Below are 18,816 nucleotides of genomic sequence, written 5' to 3'. Positions count from 1 at the left end.
CTCATGCGTCAGTCTATGAAAGCCAGCCTACTGATTGCGGTGTTGAGCTTGCCCATCACCGCCTGGGCACTGGAACCTGAGATCCAGGCGGCCAAGGACGAGGGGATGCGACTTTACGGGCTCGGCATTGCGGCTGAAAGCATTCCCCTTCTGGAACCAGCCGCAGAAGCCGGTGATGCCGATGCCATGTACTATCTGGGCGAAATCCATCGACTACGCCATATGGGCCTGACACAAGCGGCCATGGGCTGGTATCTGCAGGCCGCAGAGCAGAATGACATCTACGCCATGCTGCGGCTATTCCAGGGTGGGGCCTGCATTGCCGGCGAGCATTGCCCGGATGGATATGAGGACTGGCACCATGCCGCTCTGGCCATAGCTCAGCCACAGGCGGAGGCCGGCGATCCCGATGCCATGCTGGCGATGTTTCATATATATCGCATGTTCGATGAATCGCGCCGGGCTGGCGATTGGCTGGAGCGGGCCGCCGAGGCGGGCCAACCCGAGGCCCAGACCCTCCTAGGCAACCAGATCCTCGAAGGGCGCGGCTGGTACTTGACCAACAGCCGCAGGCTCAGCGCCGCCGAAGAATGGTTCCGCAAGGCGGCGGAGCAGGGGTATGTGCCGGCAATGAACCGTTTGTCAGAAGTGCTGGCCGATCTTGACGAACATGAATCAGCTTGGCAATGGCTAATGCATGCATCAGAAGGGGGTCATATCAATGGGCGCTTAGGCGAGGGGTGGTGTAATTTAAATCCTCATGAATGGGGCGATGAAAGGTGCCAGTTAGCTCAAGATGTAATGAAGGGCTGGGCTGTTCTATATGCCATAGTGCAAGAGACCGGTAATCAATCTGCCAAAAGCATCTTGGATTGGAATTCAGATGAACTCTCGGCTGAGCAACGCAAACAAGCTGAAGCCTTGGCAGAAGCGGAGTGGATCGGCCGTGAGCCTCCACTCTCCAACTTCCCTCCTCGCTTTGGCTACTGATCCGCTATGCTGCGGCCCGTGCCACGCTTGCTGACTATCGCTCTGCTGATGCTGCCGACAAGCGCCTGGGCACTGGAGCCCGAGGTGCAAGCCGCCAAGGACGAGGGGATGCGGCTTTATAATATTGGCCACTCGACAGCAGCCCTTCCCTATCTGCAACAGGCAGCAGAAGCGGGCGATGTCGATGCCATGTATTACATGGGAGAGGCGGAGAGGCGACAGCATATGCTGGGCATGACCCGAGAAGCCATGGAATGGTACTTAAAGGCTGCAGCAGAAGGCGATGTTTACTCCATGCTGCAACTGTTTCGAGGTGGGGCTTGCACCGCCGGCGACCGTTGTCCCGATGGCCACGAGGACTGGCACCATGCTGCCCTGGCCGTGGCCCAGCCCCAGGCGGAGGCTGGCGATCTTGATGCCATGCTGGCGATGTTCCATGTGTATCGTATGTTCGATCAACCGCGTCGGGCCGGCAAATGGCTTGAACGCGCCGCCGAGGCGGGCCAGCCCGAGGCACAAACGATCCTGGGCGGCCAGATTCTCGACGGACGTGGTTGGTACCTAACCAACGGCCGACGTTTGCAAGCAGCCAAGCAGTGGTTTAGACGAGCAGCAGAGCAAGATTATGTTCCTGCAATGGAAAGACTGTCACGAGTTTTAGGCGATTTAGAAGCATATGATGAGGCTTGGAGCTGGGTTAAGGAAGGATCAAGTAATGGAAGCTATGACGCCCGTCTCGGAATTGCCATGTGTTACTTGGAGCCTGAGGATGACCTCGTTTATTCATGCGAAGAAGATGTTATAGAAGGATGGGCAGTACTGCATGCCATCGATATTGATACTCAAGGTGCTGGGCAAATACGTGGTGCGAAGCGGTTATTTAGAGACCTGTTGACTGATGAACAAGTCGAACAGGCGGAAGCACTCGCGGAGGAGAAGTGGATCGGCCGCGAGCCGCCGCTCTCACATTTCCCACCGCGCTTTGGCTACTGATCTGCCATGCCACGCTTGCTGACCTTCGCTCTGCTGATGCTGTCGCTAAGCCTAAGCGCCTTGGCCTTGGAGCCCGAGGTGCAAGCCGCCAAGGACGAGGGGATGCGGCTTTACCCCTTACCCGGTCCTTGCCAGACTCGCAGCCTGCCCACCCAGGTCAACTCCTGGGAGGCCTCGCGCAATTCGCGGGCGGCGTCTTCCAGGCTCTGCTGGGGCGGCAGTTCATGCACGTAGACTGAGATATCGATCTGTTCTGCGAGATAGTGCAGGTCGAGGGCAACACGGTCCTGCCACACGGGGCAATCCTGCCATGCGTCGTCGAGCATGTTCTCCACGTCCTGGCGCAGGGGCAGGCCGGGGCGCAGGCTGTGTTCGATCTGTTCGGAGTCGTCTTCCGGGTCGATATGGAAGGTCACGTCGGCCAGATCGGGGTAGGCGTTGCGTAGCTGCCGGCTCACCGCATTGCCGATCTCGTGGGCCTCGGAAACGGTCAGCCGCGGCGGCACCACGATATGCAGGTCGAGTACCACATGGCTGCCCACCGAGCGGGTACGCAGGTCGTGAACGCTGTCCACGCCGGGTACCGCTTCCGCGATGACCTTCATCTGCTCCTGGTCGCTTTCCGGCAGGGCGGTGTCGATCAGTTCTCGGCCCGATTCCCATAGCAGCCGCCAGCCCACCTGGCCGACCATGACGCCAACGAAAATGGCGGCTACGGCGTCGACCCAGCCGGCGCCGAACTGAGCGGCCACCAGGCCGACCAGCACCACGCCGGTAGAGAGCGCATCCGAGCGCGAGTGCCAGGCATTGGCTTCGAGCAGGCGCGAGCGCACGCGCTTCGCCACGGCGAGGGTGTACCGGTAAATCCACTCCTTGGCGATAAGGGAGATCACGGCCACCCCAATGGCCCACAGCCCCGGTGCGGGAATCGGCTCGCCTGCCAGCAGCCGGGTGAGGCTGGCCCAGGCGATGCCGCCGGCGACGAAAATCAACACGCTGCCCAGCCACAGGGTGGCCAACGTCTCGATCCGGCCGTGGCCATAAGGGTGGTCGCTGTCCGGCGCCTGGCGGCCGAAGTGGGTTGCCGCCAGCACGAAGGCATCCGTCACCAGGTCGGAGAAAGAGTGGATGCCGTCTGCGATCAAGGCGGCGGAGCCGACCAGCATGCCGGTGACGAGCTTGAGCAGGCCGACCGCAAGGTCGATCACCGCACCAACCAGAGTGACCCGATGTGCCTCGCGCGTCTGGGCGCCGCGGTCGGGTGGCTGGTGAGTGAGCGTATTCATGGCGATGTCAGGTCACGGCCAGCGAGCCGTGCCGCCTTGTTGCGAACGGGGTTGGCATACTGGGTCAGCCACCAGTCACGCAGTTCCGCAGGCACATCGTTCAGGCGCGCCTGGAACCGTGCCCGGTCGACGTCGCTGACCTCGCTCATGTCCAGCAGCTCGGGGGCATCTCCCAGCGCTTCCAAAGCCAGGTAGTGACTGGGGAAGAGGTGATACCCACCGACCACTTGGCGGTCGATCTCGGCGGCTACCGCCTCGGGGGTGTCGAAACCGGTGCCCAGCGGCTCGCCGAAGCGCAGCTCCACGCGACCCTTGTGGCCGGTGATGCCTGCCACGATGGAGCTAATGTCTTCGAATTCGCTCTTCTCGTAGCGGCCCTGGCTGTGGATGGCGTGTAGTTCACGCGCTTTCTGCAGGTCGCAGGGGTCATACTCGTAGCTGATCGACACCGGTACCATGCGCAGCTCGGCGATGGCATCGCCGATGGGGGCGCTGCGATCCTCCTGGCGCCTGGCCATGGTCAGCATCTTGATGATGGCCGTGTCGGTACGGTCGATGCCGTCCTTGGCGCGCCCCTCGCGCTGAGCCATCCAGATCGAGTGATTGTCCTCGGTGATCGAATGGCGAATGTAGCTCGAGAGGTTCTGATAGGCCGCCAGCATGGCGCGCTTGCCGCGCAGGGCACGCGGCACGATGAAGCTCTTGTTGAGCCGCATCAGGTCGGTCACGTAGGGCTTCTTGAGCAGGTTGTCGCCGATGGCGATGCGCACCGTATCACGCCCCGCCTGGTGCAGAGCGTAATTGACGAAGGCCGGATCCAGCGAGATGTCACGATGGTTGCCGATGAATAGATAGGCAGTATCGGGATTCAGGTGCTCGAGCCCCTCGATGCGAAAATCGTCGGTGGAGGTGCGGATCATGCGTTCCATGTAATACGCCACGCGCATCTGAAAATCGCGCACGCTGTTTACGTCTCGTGTCTCGCGGCGAATGGCGTAGGAGGCCAGGGCCCGTGCCAGCCAAGGCAGCGTACGGCTCAGGCGCGGCAGCCGATAGCGGGTCAGGGCATCGAGCAGCTCACGGTTTGCGGCCAGTTTTGCCAGTACCGCTGCTGCCTCGTCGTCCCGATAGGGGCGGATATCGGCCCAGGGATCCGTTGAAGTCGTGCCTGTCGCGGTGTCGGTCATCGGTGTGTCTTGGTTGCCAGGTTGAATCATTCACTTTCCTGCGGAGCGGCATTGGCCTCGCCGCCCAGCCAAGTGACCAGTTGTTCCACCTCTTCGGCCAGGGCCTGGGCCATCAGCATGAAGTCGGCTTCGAGGCGCACGATGGCATCGCCATCGTCCTCGATCTCGCCCGCTTCGTCGATCAGGGCGTCACTGAATCGCAGGGATTTGAGCGTCAGGTCGTCGTGCAGCACATAGGCGAGCCGTCCCTCGACCTCGACCCCCAGGCGGCTGGCCTGCCTGCCGGCGGAGAGCAGCTGTTGGATCTCGTCGCTGTCCAGATCCACCTGGCGCGCGCGCAGTACGCCGTCGTCGCCCTTGGCCTTGAGTTCGACCTGATCGCCGAGCTGCAGCGAGGCGGGGCGTGAGTCTTCATCGGCAAGCCACTGGGTCATGGCGCGCATCGGCAGGGTCTGGGTCGCCAGCGGCGTGACCTTCAGGCTGCCAAGCGTCTCGCGCAAGAGGTCCAGCGCCTCTTCGGCGCGCTTGCGCGAGCTGGTGTTGACCGCGATCAGGTTGCGCCGCGTATCCCACCACAGGTCGACCTTTTGGCTGCGGATGAAGGCGCGCGGCAACAACTCCTCGTAGATCTGTTCCTTGAGTTCCTGCTTCTCCTGGCGGCGCAGCTTGCGGCCCTCGCGGGCCTCGATATCGGCGCCGCGCTCTTCCAGCTCTTCGCGCACTACGCCGGCGGGCAGCAGCCGCTCATGGCGCAGCATGGTCATCAAGCGTTGCCCCTGCAGCTCGTGCAGCAGTGCGGTACCGGCGCGCCCGGCGGGTGGGCACCAGCCAACGCGCCTGGCTTCCTGACTGCCGGGCGTGCGTGCCGCCTGCTCGGCCAGGGCGGCTTCCAGGTCGGCTGCGGGAATCCCCGCCGACCCGTGCAGGCGGTAAAGATGCAAGTGCTTGAACCACATGGCGCATTTCCTGAGCGTAAAGGACGCATATTATGGCGAAGGGGGAACGTGGGTTCCAGTGGCTCTTGTGGCTTTCTCGCCGGAATCAGGGAGAGAATTCAAACTCTTGTTTGAATCCGGGGCAAGGGCGAGCCTAGAATCGAGCGGAGTCTTGCCTAGTAAATGAAGGAGAGTATTACCCGTGGACAAGCGTATTTCCCGCGTCACCCTGCGCGTACGTGGTTACCACCTGGATGGTTACGGCCACGTCAACAATGCCCGCTACTTGGAGTTTCTGGAGGAGGGGCGCTGGGGCTACTTCGACGACCGTCCCGAGCTTGCCCGGCATTTCGCCTCAGGCAACCCGGCGCTGGTGGCGGTCAATCTCAACATCAACTATCGCCAGGCGGCGGTGGCTGGCGATGATCTCGAAGTGCTCACCCGAGTAGCAGAGCTGGGCAGCCGCAGCGCACGCATGTACCAGGAGATCCGTCGCATCGGAGACGGCCAGCAGATTACCGATGCCGACCTCACCTTCGTGCTGCTCGACGTGCACGCCAAGCAGTCCATGGCCATCGAAGGGGAGATTCGCCAGGCACTGGAGCCGCTGGTGCTGCCCAAGGAAACATAAGTGACAGCAATATCTCGCGGGCCATGTCCAGTGTTCCTTTGCACGCTCCCACACGCTGCCTTTGTGCCGGTTGGAGTGGTATGATGGCAGGCTGTAATGGCGCGCTGTATTAGGAGAAACGCTGCACGAATCAACGAGCGAGACGAAGCGCAAGGCGCCCGGAGCGCAGGAGCCGGAGCATATGGGTATATGTGAGGATTCTGAGCACCGCGTAACGCAGCGATTCGCTCGCGCAGGCATTCGTGGAGTGTTTCTTAGCGCCAAACCGCTGTAGCGTAAAGGACTCGACGACCCATGGGTGACATCGCCAGAGAGATTCTGCCAGTCAACATCGAGGACGAACTGAAGCAGTCGTACCTCGACTACGCGATGAGCGTGATCATCGGCCGGGCGCTGCCGGACGTGCGCGACGGTCTCAAGCCGGTGCACCGGCGCGTGCTGTTTGCCATGCACGAGCTCGGCAACGACTGGAACAAGGCTTACAAGAAGTCGGCCCGCGTTGTGGGCGACGTCATCGGTAAGTACCACCCCCATGGTGATAGTGCCGTCTACGACACCATCGTGCGTATGGCGCAGCATTTCTCCATGCGTCACGTGCTGGTCGACGGCCAAGGCAACTTCGGTTCCATCGATGGCGACAGCGCCGCGGCGATGCGTTACACCGAAGTGCGCATGGCCAAGCTCGCTCACGAGCTGCTCGCCGACCTCGAGAAAGACACCGTCGATTGGGTCGACAACTACGACGGCACCGAACGCATTCCCGACGTGCTGCCGACCAAGGTGCCCAACCTGCTGATCAACGGCTCCTCGGGTATCGCCGTCGGCATGGCCACCAACATCCCGCCTCACAACATGGGCGAGGTGATCGACGGCTGTCTGGCGCTGATCGACGACTATACCCTGACCGTCGACGATCTGATGGAGTACATCTCGGGTCCCGACTTCCCCACGGCCGGCATCATCAACGGCCGCGCCGGCATCCTCGAGGCCTATCGCACCGGCCGCGGCCGCATCTACGTGCGTGCCCGCCACACCATCGAGCATGACGACAAGACCGGCCGCGACCACATCATCATCACCGAGCTTCCCTACCAGGTGAACAAGGCGCGGCTGATCGAAAAGATCGCCGAGCTGGTGAAGGAAAAGAAGATCGAAGGTATCGCCGAACTGCGCGATGAGTCCGACAAGGAAGGCCTGCGCGTGGTGATCGAGATCAAGCGCGGCGAATCCGGCGAGGTGGTGGTCAATAATCTCTTCGCCCAGACCCAGCTGCAGAACGTCTTCGGCATCAACATGGTCGCCATCGAAAACGGCCAGCCGAAGATTCTCAACCTCAAGGAGATCCTTGAGGCCTTCATCCGTCACCGCCGGGAAGTCGTTACCCGGCGCACCCTGTTCGAACTGAAGAAGGCCCGTGAACGCGGCCATATCCTCGAAGGCCTGGCCGTCGCCATCTCCAACATCGACGAGGTGATCGAGCTGATCAAGGCCTCGCCGAGTGCCGCCGAGGCCAAGGAGAAGCTGCTCGACAAGGTGTGGCCGCCCGGCCAGGTCACCGCCATGCTCGAGCGTGCCGGTGCCACCTCGTGCAAGCCCGAGGAGCTGGAAGAGGGCTTCGGCCTCAACACCACCGGTACCGAATACCGCCTCTCGCCTGCCCAGGCCCAGGCCATCCTCGAGTTGCGCCTGCATCGCCTGACCGGGCTCGAGACGGAAAAGCTGCTCGACGAGTACCTCGGCATCCTCGAGAGGATCGCCGAGTTGATGGCCATCCTGGCCTCCAGCGAGCGCCTGCTCGAGGTGATCCGCGAAGAACTCACCGCAGTGCGCGATCAGTTCAGCGATGCGCGGCGCACCGAGATCCAGGCCAGCCACCTCGATCTCTCCATCGAAGACCTGATCGCCGAGGAAGATATGGTGGTCACGGTGTCGCGCACCGGCTATGCCAAGACCCAGCCGCTCTCCGACTACCAGGCCCAGCGCCGTGGCGGGCGTGGCAAGTCGGCCACCTCGATGAAGGACGAGGATGTCATCGAGCACCTGCTGGTGGCTTCCACCCACGACACCGTGCTGCTGTTCTCCAACAAGGGCAAGGTCTACTGGCTCAAGGTCTACGAGATGCCGGCCGCCAGCCGTGGCTCGCGTGGCAAGCCGCTGGTCAACCTGCTGCCATTGGACGAAGGCGAGGCGATCAACGCCATCATGCCGGTGAAGGACTACAGCCCCGACTGCTATATCTTCTTCGCCACCGCCAAGGGCACGGTCAAGCGCACCAGCCTCGACCAGTTTTCGCGCCCGCGCAGCGTCGGCCTGATTGCCATCGACATCGAAGAAGACGACCGCCTGGTGGGCGCCGCGATTACCTCTGGCAACGACCACGTGATGCTGCTGTCGTCCAATGGCAAGGCGATCCGCTTCGAAGAGACCAACGTGCGCGCCATGGGGCGTACCGCCCGCGGCGTACGCGGCATGCGGCTGCTCGGCGGTGCCGAGGTGATCAGCCTGATCATCCCGCAGAGCCAGCAGATCGATGCCGACGCCGACAGCGAGACGGAAGCTGAAGAGGGCGCTGCGCTGGAGAACGGCAATGGCGGACAGATCTACATCCTCACCGCTTCCGAGAACGGCTACGGCAAGCGTACCCGGCTCGAGGAGTTCCCGCTGCGCGGACGCGGCGGCCAGGGCGTGATCGCCATGCAGACCAGCGAGCGCAACGGCTCCCTGGTGGCGGCCATGCAGGTCTACTCGGCCGACGAGATGATGCTGATCACCGACCGCGGCACCCTGGTGCGTACCCGCGTCGATGAAGTCTCGATCACCTCGCGCAACACCCAGGGCGTGATGCTGATCCGCCTGGGCAACGACGAGAAGCTGGTCAAGACCGTGCGCATCGACGAGCCGGAGGAGATCGTGAGCGAAGCCATCGAGGGTGAGTCCGAAGAGGCAGCACCATCCGGTGGAGCGGGTTCGCCGGAGCAGGGTGCGGATGAGAATGGCACCACGGACGAGACCCGGAACGACGAATAAAGGCTTGCCGCACCATGCCGAGCGATGAGCGCCGGGGACCAGTCGAAGCGAGGGTCTTTTGCTATGGGTGAGGCGGAATCAGAAGAACATGTTCTTCCCGCCGAACGGGTTGGCCAAGGATGGCCAACCCAGGCCCTGCAAGCGGTGCAGGATGCAAGAGCGCCGCAGGCAAAAGTAGCGCCCAAGGAGGGGTTCACAGCGCCCTCGCGCAGGCTGGTCGCCGGGATAGCTCATCGTCTGCTAGGGCGCTCACCTCGCCTGACGCATGGCCATGATATGAGTAGAACGGAACCACGACGCTGATGACACGCCACTATAACTTCTGCGCCGGTCCTGCGGCGCTGCCCACCGCGGTGCTGGAGCGCGCGCGGGAAGAGATGCTCGACTACCACGGCCGTGGGCTCTCGGTAATGGAAATGAGCCACCGCTCGCCCGAGTTCGTGGCCATCGCCGAGCAGGCCGAGGCCGACCTGCGCGAGCTGCTCGCCATACCCGAGAACTACAAGGTGCTGTTCCTGCAGGGCGGCGCCAGCCTGCAGTTCTCCATGGTGCCAATGAACCTGTTGGGGCAGGGCGGCACGGCCAACTTCCTCTACACCGGCATCTGGGGCAAGAAGGCGCTGGCGGAAGCGAAGCAGCTTGGCTTTGCCGTGCACATGGCAGGCTCCAGTGAAGCCAGCGGCCACACCGAAGTGCCGACCCAGGCGGAGCTGGCGCTGTCGAGTGACGCGGCCTACCTGCACTACACCGCCAACGAAACCATCGGCGGGCTCGAGTTCGACTACATTCCCGACGTCAGCGTGCCGCTGGTGTGCGACTACTCATCGAGCATTCTGGCCGAGCCGCTCGACGTATCGCGCTTCGGCGTGATCTATGCCGGGGCGCAGAAGAACATCGGCCCCGCCGGTCTGACCCTGGTGCTGGTGCGCGACGACCTGCTCGACCAGCGCTGCCAGCGCATTCCCAGCCTGTTCGACTACCAGGCCGTGGCCGAGGCGGGCTCCATGGTCAACACGCCGCCCACCTACGCTTGGTACCTGGCGGGGCTGGTGTTCCAGTGGCTCAAGCACGACATCGGCGGGCTCGAGGCCATGGCGACCATCAACGCGCGCAAGGCAGCCAAGCTGTATGCAGCGATCGATTCTAGCGGCCTTTACTCCAACCCGATCGCCTTGCGCAATCGTTCGCGCATGAACGTACCCTTCGTGCTGGCCGACGAGCGCCTCGACAAGCCGTTCCTGGCCGAAGCCGAGGAAGCCGGGCTGCTCAACCTCAAGGGCCACCGCAGCGTCGGCGGCATGCGGGCGAGCCTCTACAATGCCGTACCCGAAGCGGCCGTCGATACGCTGATCGACTTCATGGCCGACTTCGAGCAACGCAGGGGATAAGCCATGACCGATACCCCCGTCAATCTCGACTCGCTGCGCGAGCGCATCGACGAGCTCGATAACGAAATCCTGCGCCTGATCAGCGCCCGAGCCGATTGCGCCAAGCAGGTCGCCGAGGTCAAGACCCAGAGCGACCCCGGGGCCGTCTTCTATCGCCCCGAACGCGAAGCCCAGGTACTGCGCCGCATCATGGAACTCAACCCGGGGCCGCTCAACAGCGAGGAGATGGCGCGACTGTTCCGCGAGATCATGTCCGCCTGCCTGGCGCTGGAGCAGCCCACCAAGGTGGCCTACCTCGGCCCCGAGGGCACCTTCACCCAGCAGGCGGCGCTCAAGCACTTCGGCGAGAGCGCGGTGAGCATGCCCATGGCCGCCATCGACGAAGTCTTCCGCGAAGTGGAGGCGGGAGCGGTCAACTACGGTGTGGTGCCGGTAGAGAACTCCACCGAGGGCGTGGTCAGCCACACCCTGGATTCGTTCATGGATTCCTCGATCCATATCTGCGGCGAGGTGGTGCTGCGTATCCATCACCATCTGCTGGTGGCAGACACCACGCTGCGTGACAAGGTCTCTCGGGTCTACTCGCACCCGCAGTCGCTGGCGCAGTGTCGCAAGTGGCTCGATGCTCACTACCCCCGCGCCGAGCGGGTGCCGGTCTCGTCCAACGCCGAGGCGGCGCGCATGATCAAGAGCGAGTGGCACAGCGCCGCCATCGCCGGCGACATGGCGGCCAAGCTCTACGGCCTGGAGAAGGTGGCGGAGAAGATCGAAGACCGCCCCGATAACTCCACGCGGTTCCTGATCATCGGCAGCCAGCACGTGCCGATGTCGGGCGAGGACAAGACCTCGATCGTGGTCGCCATGCGCAACCAGCCCGGCGCTCTGCACGACCTGCTCGAACCGTTCCACCGGCATAGTATCGATCTGACCCGCCTGGAGACGCGTCCCTCGCGCACCGGGGTTTGGAACTACGTGTTCTTCATCGACTTCAAGGGTCACGTCGACGAGCCTCGGGTCGCCGCGGTGCTCGAGGAGGTGCGCCTGCGCGCTTCCGAAGTGAAGGTGCTCGGCTCCTACCCCGTAGGTGTGCTGTAAGCGTGGTGGGCGGTACGACACCCGTGAATGAAACGCGCATCCTCATCGTCGGCCTGGGGCTGATCGGCGGCTCGCTCGCCGCCGCGTTGCGTGCTGCCGGCTTCAGTGGAACCATCCATTCCTGCGACCCGGACCCCGACGAGATCGAACGCGGCATCGAGATGGGCCTGATCGATCACGGCGATACCCGGCTCGCGCCGCTGGTGGAAGGTGCCACGCTGATCGTGCTGGCGGTGCCGGTGCTGGCCATGCGGGGCGTGATGGCCGAACTCGCCACGGCGCTGCCGCCGGAAGCGCTGGAGGGCGGATCCCCGCGCGTGGTCATCACCGATGTGGGCAGCACCAAGGCCGCGGTGCGCGATTGCGCCCTGGCGGCCTTCGGTAAGCTGCCGGCGGGCCTGGTGCTGGGCCACCCCATTGCCGGCTCCGAGAAGAGCGGTGTGGCGGCCTCCAACCCGCGGCTCTACGTCGGGCACAAGGTGATCCTCACCCCGGCCCCCGAAACGGCACCGGCTGCAGTGGCCCGGGTACAAGCGCTGTGGCAGGCTTGCGGCGCCGAGGTGCTGGAGATGGGCGTCGACCGGCACGACCAGGTGTTGGCGCGTACCAGCCACCTGCCGCACCTGCTCGCCTTCTCGCTGGTGGACACCCTGGCACGCCAGGACGAGCGGCTGGAGATCTTCCGCTACGCCGCCGGTGGCTTTCGCGACTTCACCCGCATCGCCGGCAGCGACCCGGTGATGTGGCGCGATATCTTCACCGCCAATCGCGATGCGGTGCTGGCCTCCCTCGACGACTTCGAGGCGGGGCTCGGCAGGCTGCGCCAGGCAGTGGAAGCGGGCGACGGCGATGCTATGCTTGCCATTTTCGACCGTGCCAGCCACGCACGACGCTATTTCGACTCTCTCCTGAACCAGACCAGTTATCAGGCGGAATACCAAATGCAAGAACAAGGCAAACTCACTTTCCGGGCCGCACCCGGTGGCCGTGTAGCCGGCCGCATCCGCGTACCGGGCGACAAGTCGATCTCCCACCGTTCGATCATGCTCGGTGCGCTGGCCGAAGGCGTCACGGAAGTGAAGGGCTTTCTGGAAGGGGAGGACAGCCTGGCCACCCTGCAGGCATTCCGCGAGATGGGCGTGGCCATCGAAGGCCCGCACCAGGGCCGCGTCACCGTTCACGGTGTCGGCATGCACGGACTCAAGGCGCCTTCCGGCCCGCTCTACGTGGGCAATGCCGGTACCGCCATGCGCCTGTTCGCCGGCCTGTTGGCGGGGCAGGCCTTCAGCACCGAGCTGATCGGCGATGCCTCGCTGACCAAGCGCCCCATGGGTCGCGTGGCCGATCCTCTGCGGCTGATGGGGGCCAAGATCGATACCGCCGAAGGTGGGCGCCCGCCGCTGAAGATCCACGGCGGCCAGAAGCTCAAGGGCATCCACTACGACATGCCCATGGCCAGTGCCCAGGTGAAATCCTGCCTGCTGCTCGCCGGGCTCTATGCCGAAGGCGAGACCCGCGTGCGCGAGCCGGCGCCCACCCGCGATCATACCGAGCGCATGCTGACCGGGTTCGGTTATCGCGTCGACCGCGAAGGCGATAACTGCTGGCTGCAGGGCGGCGGCAAGCTGACCGCGGCGCCCATCGACGTACCCTCGGACATCTCCTCCGCCACCTTCTTTCTGGTGGCCGCGGCGATCACGCCGGGCTCCAACCTGATCCTCGAGCACGTCGGCATCAACCCCACGCGTATCGGCGTGATCAACATCCTCAAGCTGATGGGGGCCGACCTGCGCCTGACCAACGAGCATGAAGTGGGCGGCGAGCCGGTGGCCGACCTGCATATCCGTTATGCGCCGCTCAAGGGCATCGACATTCCCGTCGATCAGGTGCCGCTGGCCATCGATGAGTTTCCGGCGCTATTCATCGCCGCCGCCTGTGCCACCGGCACCACCCGCCTGCGCGGTGCCGAGGAGTTGCGCGTCAAGGAGTCCGACCGCATCCAGGCCATGGCCGACGGTCTTGCGACCCTGGGAGTCGAACACACCGTGCAGGAAGACGGCATCGACATCGTCGGTGCCGGCGATCGTGAAGTCGCCTACGGCGGCGGGCGCATCGACAGTCTGGGCGACCATCGCATCGCCATGGCCTTCGTCATCGCTTCCCTGCGGGCCGGCGAGGAGATCGTCATCGATGACTGCGCCAACGTCGCCACCTCCTTCCCCGGTTTCACGGAACTTGCCCGTGTAGTTGGCCTCAGAGTGGGCGAGGAAGCGCAAGGGGTGAAAGCATGAGCGAGGCCAAGGTGTTGACCCTCGATGGGCCCGGCGGTGCCGGCAAGGGCACCATCAGCCGCCTGGTCGCCGAGCGCCTGGGCTGGCACCTGCTGGATAGCGGTGCGCTCTATCGTTTGACGGCACTGGCCGCCATGCGCCACGGCGTGGCACTGGATGACGAGGCCGAGCTGGAGCGACTCGCGGCCAAGCTCGACGTCGTGTTTCTCGCCGAGGACGACAAGACCCGCGTGCTGCTCGAGGGCGACGACGTCAGCCATGAGATCCGCACCGAGCAGGTAGGCGATGCCGCCTCGCAGGTCGCCGCTCTCAATGGCGTGCGCCAGGCATTGCTGCAGCGTCAGCGCGACTTTCGCAAGCCCCCGGGGCTGGTTGCCGACGGTCGCGACATGGGGACCGTGGTGTTCCCCGATGCCGAGCTCAAGGTATTCCTCACGGCGAGCCCCGAAGAGCGGGCGCGCAGGCGCCACCTCCAGTTGCAGGAGGCGGGGGTGGATGCTAGTCTATCGAGTCTTTTGAAGGAAATTCAGGCACGCGATGCACGCGACATGCAGCGCAGCGTGGCTCCACTCAAGCCGGCCGATGATGCCATAACGCTTGATACCACGAGCCTGAAGATACCGGAAGTGGTGGAACGGTTGACGGAGTGGCTCGCAGAACGCGGCCTCGTCCCCGAGACTTGATCTCCCTTGCGGCGCCCTCGAGCGGATGTCATGGCATGGTCGGGCAATAACACTCTTGCAAGCCCGGCCAGGTCCAACCAGCGCTAACGTCCCCGGGGGTTTGGTAAATAAGGCCCGCACTCGCTGGTGGTGCGGAGAAGGCGGCAACGCCTCAACACCGTTGATCACGTAGGAAAATCATGAGCGAAAGCTTTGCTGAACTGTTTGAACAGTCACTGCAGGACATCAACATGGAGCCGGGCGCGATCGTCACGGCTACCGTCGTCGACATCGAAGGTGACTGGGTCACCGTCAATGCCGGCCTGAAGTCTGAAGGGCAGATTCCCGCGGCGCAGTTCCGCGACGATAACGGCGAGCTCACTATCGCCGTCGGCGACGAAGTCAGTGTCGCCCTGGAAGCCGTCGAAGACGGTTTCGGCGAGACCCGTTTGTCTCGCGAGAAGGCCAAGCGCGCCGAAGCCTGGAAGGTCCTGGAAGCGGCCTTCGAGAAAGAAGAAATCGTCAAGGGCGTGATCAACGGCAAGGTCAAGGGCGGCTTCACCGTCGACATCGACTCCATCCGTGCATTCCTCCCGGGTTCCCTGGTCGATGTGCGTCCGGTGCGCGACACCACGCACCTCGAGCACAAGGAACTCGACTTCAAGGTCATCAAGCTCGACCCCAAGCGCAACAACGTGGTCGTTTCGCGCCGCGCCGTGCTCGAAGCCGAGAACAGCGCCGAGCGTGAAGCTCTGCTCGCCACCCTGCAGGAAGGCCAGCAGATCCTCGGTATCGTCAAGAACCTGACCGACTACGGCGCCTTCGTCGACCTGGGCGGCGTCGATGGCCTGCTGCACATCACCGACATGGCTTGGAAGCGCATCAAGCATCCGAGCGAGATCGTTGCCGTGGGCGACGAGATCAACGTCAAGGTGCTCAAGTTCGACCGCGAGCGCAACCGCGTCTCCCTGGGCCTGAAGCAGCTGGGCGAAGATCCGTGGGTCAACATCAAGGACCGCTACCCCGAGGGTACCGTGGTTCCGGCCCGCGTCACCAACCTCACCGACTACGGCTGCTTCGCCGAGCTGGAAGAGGGTGTCGAAGGCCTGGTTCACGTCTCCGAGATGGACTGGACCAACAAGAACATCCACCCGTCGAAGGTCGTCAACATCGGCGACGAAGTGGAAGTCATGATCCTCGACATCGACGAGGAGCGTCGTCGTATCTCCCTGGGTATCAAGCAGTGCACCCCGAACCCGTGGGAAACCTTCAGCGCCCAGTACAACAAGGGCGACCGCGTGTCCGGTTCCATCAAGTCGATCACCGACTTCGGAATCTTCATCGGTCTGGAAGGCGGCATCGACGGCCTGGTTCACCTCTCCGACCTGTCCTGGTCCGAGACTGGCGAAGAAGCCGTGCGCCGTTTCAAGAAGGGCGACGAAGCCGAAGCCGTCATTCTCTCCATCGACCCGGAGCGTGAGCGCATTTCGCTTGGCATCAAGCAGCTCGACTCCGACCCGGTGGCCGAGTACCTGGCCGTCAACGACAAGGGCTCCATCGTCTCCGGCCGTGTGGTCGAGGTCGATGCCAAGGAAGCTCACGTCGAGCTGGCGACTGACGTCGTTGCCGTGCTCAAGGCTTCCGAGATCAGCGCCGACCGCGTCGAAGACGCGCGCAACGTGCTGACCGAGGGCGACACCGTCGAAGCCCGCATCGTCAGCGTCGATCGCAAGAACCGTGCGATCAACCTGTCGATCAAGGCCAAGGATCAGGACGACACTCGTCAGAACCTGAAGAAGCTGCGCGAGCAGGAAGTCGAGACCGGTGGCCCGACCACCATCGGCGACCTCATCAAGCAGCAGATGGGTCAGGACTGATCGTCCTTCGGGCTCCGCTTGCGGAGCCCGAACCCGGCTCTCGTAGCCAACAAAAACGCCACCCTAGGGTGGCGTTTTTGCGTCTGGGCCTTTTATTCAAGCACCATAAAAATCCATGAACTTGACGGGCTGACTCTCTTCGATCACTTCGGCCCACAGGTCGTATTCATCGGCGTTGGTCACGCGCGCTCGCACCACGTCGCCGGGGCGCAGGGTACGCTTGGAATCCAGGAAGACCATGCCGTCGATTTCGGGAGCGTCGGCTTCGCTGCGGCCGATCGGGCCCTCTTCGTCGACCTCGTCCACCAGCACTTCGATCTCGCGGCCGATCTTGCGCTCGAGCCGGGCGGCGGAAATCTGCTGCTGATGCGCCATGAAGCGCTCCCAGCGCTCCTGCTTCACTTCGTCCGGCACCGGTTCCAGGCCCAGCTCGTTGGCCGGCGCCCCATCCACCGGGGAGTACTGGAAGCAGCCTACGCGGTCGAGCTGGGCTTCGCTCAGCCAGTCGAGCAGGTATTGGAAGTCTTCCTCGGTCTCGCCGGGGAAGCCGACGATGAACGTAGAGCGAATGGTCAGCTCGGGGCACAGCTCACGCCAGCGCTTGATGCGCGCCAGGGTCTTGTCCTCGAAGGCGGGTCGCTTCATTGCCTTGAGCACCTTGGGGCTGGCGTGCTGGAATGGGATGTCCAGGTAGGGCAGGATCTTGCCCTCGGCCATCAGCGGAATCAGCTCGTCCACGTGGGGGTAGGGGTAGACGTAGTGCAGCCGTACCCGAATGCCGAGCTCGGAGAGTGCCTCGCACAGCTCGGTGAGGCGCGTCTTGACCTCGCGGCCGCGCCACTCGCTAGTCGCATAGCGCAGGTCCACGCCGTAGGCGCTGGTGTCCTGGGAGATCACCAGGAGCTCCTTCACGCCGGCCTTGGCCAGCCCCTCGGCTTCCTTGAGTACCTCGCCCACTGGACGGCTCACCAGCTTGCCGCGCATGGAGGGAATGATGCAGAAGCTGCAACTATGGTTGCAGCCCTCGGAGATCTTCAGGTAGGCATAGTGGCGCGGGGTGAGCTTCACGCCCTGGGCCGGTACCAGGTCGAGGAGCGGATCGTGCCGGTGGTCGCGCGGGGCCGCCTCGTGCACGGCGCCGACCACCCGCTCGTACTGCTGCGGGCCGGTCACCGCCAGCACGCTGGGGTGTACCTGGCGAATCGCGCTTTCGTCCACGCCCATGCAGCCGGTGACGATCACCTTGCCGTTCTCGGCGATGGCCTCGCCGATGGCATCCAGTGACTCGGCCTTGGCGCTGTCGATGAAGCCGCAGGTATTGACCACCACCACGTCGGCGTCGTCATAGCTGGGCACGATCTCGTAGCCCTCGGTGCGCAGCTGGGTCAGGATACGCTCGGAATCCACCAGCGCCTTGGGGCAGCCCAGTGAGACGAAACCGACCTTGGGTGTGGACATGTACTACCTCAGTGGAAAAATGAAGGGCAAATGCCTGCGCGAGCGAAGATTTAGGACGCGCTGAACAAATCGCCGAGCGAGATGAAGCGCAAGGCGCACGGAGCACAGGAACCGGAGCATATGGGGTATATGTGAGGATTCCGAGCACCGCGCAACGCAGTGATTCGCTCGCGCAGGCATTTGTGCAGTGTTTCCTTAGCTATTCTCGTTAGCTATCGATCGGCAGGATGGGTACCCTGCAGAAAGTGGAGCATTTTAGCGTCGTATAGCAGCATAGGGAACCGCATGGCCACGATCGAACACAGCGCAATTCTCCAGGCTTCGCCGGAACGGGTCTTTGCCCTGCTGGAGCGGGTCGAGGACTTCGTCGACTACTCCGACCTGATCAAGGCGATCGAGCCGCTCGGCGGCGAACGCTATCGCTGGCACGTGCACGCCGTGGGCATGGACTGGACCTTCGACGTGGCCATCACCAAGAACCGGCCGCCCGAAGTCCTGGCCTGGGAGTCGGTGGATGGCGTCCACAACCAGGGCTGCTATCGGCTCCGCCCGGTGGAGGCGGGCACCGAAGTCTCCTTCACGCTGACCTACACCATACGCAACCGGTTGGTCGAAAAGGCCGTGACCAAGGCTGCCAAGCCGCTGGTGAACAAGGTCAGCCGCCAGATTCTGGAGCGGGTGGAGGCGCGGCTCTAGGCTATCAAAAAAGCCACGCCCGCCCTCTATTGCTTTTCTCCGGCCAGGACTACACTCGATTCGACGAGGCCGCGTCGGCCTCTGAGAGGAAAGCTGTCGTGAGCGTGATCGAGGGTCTCATGTTGTGCCTGGCGGTCCTGTTTGCCCTACTTGGTGCGCTGTACTATATCGATGTTCGTGTTGCCGCGATGCCGCGTTTGAAGGAACCGCCCCTGCAGTCCGGGGAAGAGGCAACTCCTGTCGCTACCGCATCTGCCGCTAGCGTACCTGCTGGGAAGGAGGGCAAGCTCAACGCTTAAG

The 18,816-nt window shown here is 63.5% G+C and carries 15 protein-coding genes; 11 read left to right on the top strand and 4 right to left on the bottom strand.

The genetic code is table 11. The features are described from left to right. The first annotated feature begins 3 nt into the window (after nt 1-3). Nucleotides 4-990 (top strand): tetratricopeptide repeat protein, encoded by a 987-nt coding sequence (locus HBJ55_RS02055; protein ID WP_240935945.1) that lies wholly within the window; start codon nt 4-6, stop codon nt 988-990. An 18-nt stretch (nt 991-1,008) separates the two neighbouring features. Beyond that, nucleotides 1,009-1,983 (top strand): tetratricopeptide repeat protein, encoded by a 975-nt coding sequence (locus HBJ55_RS02050; protein WP_422674164.1) that lies wholly within the window; start codon nt 1,009-1,011, stop codon nt 1,981-1,983. A gap of 110 nt (nt 1,984-2,093) precedes the next feature. On the opposite strand, the gene HBJ55_RS02045 is transcribed toward HBJ55_RS02050, so the two are convergent. The 3 genes from HBJ55_RS02045 to HBJ55_RS02035 are packed head-to-tail and all read right to left on the bottom strand — an operon-like array spanning nt 2,094 to nt 5,412. Further along, nucleotides 2,094-3,269 (bottom strand): cation diffusion facilitator family transporter, encoded by a 1,176-nt coding sequence (locus tag HBJ55_RS02045; protein ID WP_167110520.1) that lies wholly within the window; start codon nt 3,267-3,269, stop codon nt 2,094-2,096. Continuing rightward, complete coding sequence (locus HBJ55_RS02040; RefSeq protein ID WP_167110668.1) at nt 3,266-4,456, bottom strand: 1-acyl-sn-glycerol-3-phosphate acyltransferase; 1,191 nt, start codon at nt 4,454-4,456, stop codon at nt 3,266-3,268. The genes HBJ55_RS02045 and HBJ55_RS02040 overlap by 4 nt, the downstream gene beginning before the upstream one ends. Nucleotides 4,457-4,482: 26 nt before the next feature. Then, nucleotides 4,483-5,412, bottom strand: a complete 930-nt coding sequence (locus HBJ55_RS02035; protein ID WP_167110518.1) for a recombination-associated protein RdgC — start codon at nt 5,410-5,412, stop codon at nt 4,483-4,485. 181 nt (nt 5,413-5,593) lie between these two features. Here HBJ55_RS02035 and HBJ55_RS02030 point away from each other — a divergent pair, with 181 nt between their 5' ends. The 7 genes from HBJ55_RS02030 to rpsA all read left to right on the top strand — a co-directional run bounded on the left by HBJ55_RS02030 (nt 5,594) and on the right by rpsA (nt 16,362). Then, nucleotides 5,594-6,022: a thioesterase family protein gene (locus HBJ55_RS02030; protein ID WP_167110516.1), complete on the top strand. Its 429-nt coding sequence runs from the start codon at nt 5,594-5,596 to the stop codon at nt 6,020-6,022. Between the two features lie 294 nt (nt 6,023-6,316). Next, nucleotides 6,317-9,049, top strand: coding sequence for a DNA gyrase subunit A (gene gyrA, locus HBJ55_RS02025; RefSeq protein WP_167110514.1), 2,733 nt, complete (start codon nt 6,317-6,319; stop codon nt 9,047-9,049). Between the two features lie 302 nt (nt 9,050-9,351). Then, complete coding sequence (gene serC / locus HBJ55_RS02020) at nt 9,352-10,437, top strand: 3-phosphoserine/phosphohydroxythreonine transaminase (RefSeq protein WP_167110512.1); 1,086 nt, start codon at nt 9,352-9,354, stop codon at nt 10,435-10,437. Between the two features lie 3 nt (nt 10,438-10,440). After that, a complete protein-coding gene (gene pheA / locus HBJ55_RS02015) occupies nt 10,441-11,532 on the top strand; it encodes a prephenate dehydratase (RefSeq protein WP_167110510.1) in 1,092 nt (363 codons plus the stop codon). 23 nt (nt 11,533-11,555) lie between these two features. Then, nucleotides 11,556-13,823 carry a bifunctional prephenate dehydrogenase/3-phosphoshikimate 1-carboxyvinyltransferase gene (locus tag HBJ55_RS02010; protein WP_338071956.1) on the top strand — a complete coding sequence of 756 codons (2,268 nt, stop codon included), beginning with the start codon at nt 11,556-11,558 and terminating at the stop codon, nt 13,821-13,823. Then, complete coding sequence (cmk, locus tag HBJ55_RS02005; protein WP_167110508.1) at nt 13,820-14,506, top strand: (d)CMP kinase; 687 nt, start codon at nt 13,820-13,822, stop codon at nt 14,504-14,506. Before HBJ55_RS02010 ends, cmk begins: the two co-directional genes overlap by 4 nt. A gap of 179 nt (nt 14,507-14,685) precedes the next feature. Continuing rightward, a complete protein-coding gene (gene rpsA, locus HBJ55_RS02000; protein WP_167110506.1) occupies nt 14,686-16,362 on the top strand; it encodes a 30S ribosomal protein S1 in 1,677 nt (558 codons plus the stop codon). A 96-nt stretch (nt 16,363-16,458) separates the two neighbouring features. Here rpsA and rimO read toward each other — a convergent pair whose 3' ends face one another. Continuing rightward, nucleotides 16,459-17,820 carry a 30S ribosomal protein S12 methylthiotransferase RimO gene (rimO, locus tag HBJ55_RS01995; RefSeq protein WP_167110504.1) on the bottom strand — a complete coding sequence of 454 codons (1,362 nt, stop codon included), beginning with the start codon at nt 17,818-17,820 and terminating at the stop codon, nt 16,459-16,461. Between the two features lie 285 nt (nt 17,821-18,105). Between rimO and HBJ55_RS01990 the strand changes: the two genes are divergently transcribed. After that, nucleotides 18,106-18,516: an SRPBCC family protein gene (locus HBJ55_RS01990; RefSeq protein WP_167110502.1), complete on the top strand. Its 411-nt coding sequence runs from the start codon at nt 18,106-18,108 to the stop codon at nt 18,514-18,516. Nucleotides 18,517-18,614: 98 nt separating this feature from the next. Next, nucleotides 18,615-18,815, top strand: coding sequence for a hypothetical protein (locus HBJ55_RS01985; protein ID WP_167110500.1), 201 nt, complete (start codon nt 18,615-18,617; stop codon nt 18,813-18,815). The last annotated feature ends 1 nt before the right edge of the window (nt 18,816 follow it).

Source organism: Billgrantia bachuensis (assembly GCF_011742165.1).
Classification (GTDB): domain Bacteria; phylum Pseudomonadota; class Gammaproteobacteria; order Pseudomonadales; family Halomonadaceae; genus Halomonas; species Halomonas bachuensis.
Note: the sequence above shows the minus strand (reverse complement) of the source record. Positions and strands in the feature narration are given on the sequence as shown.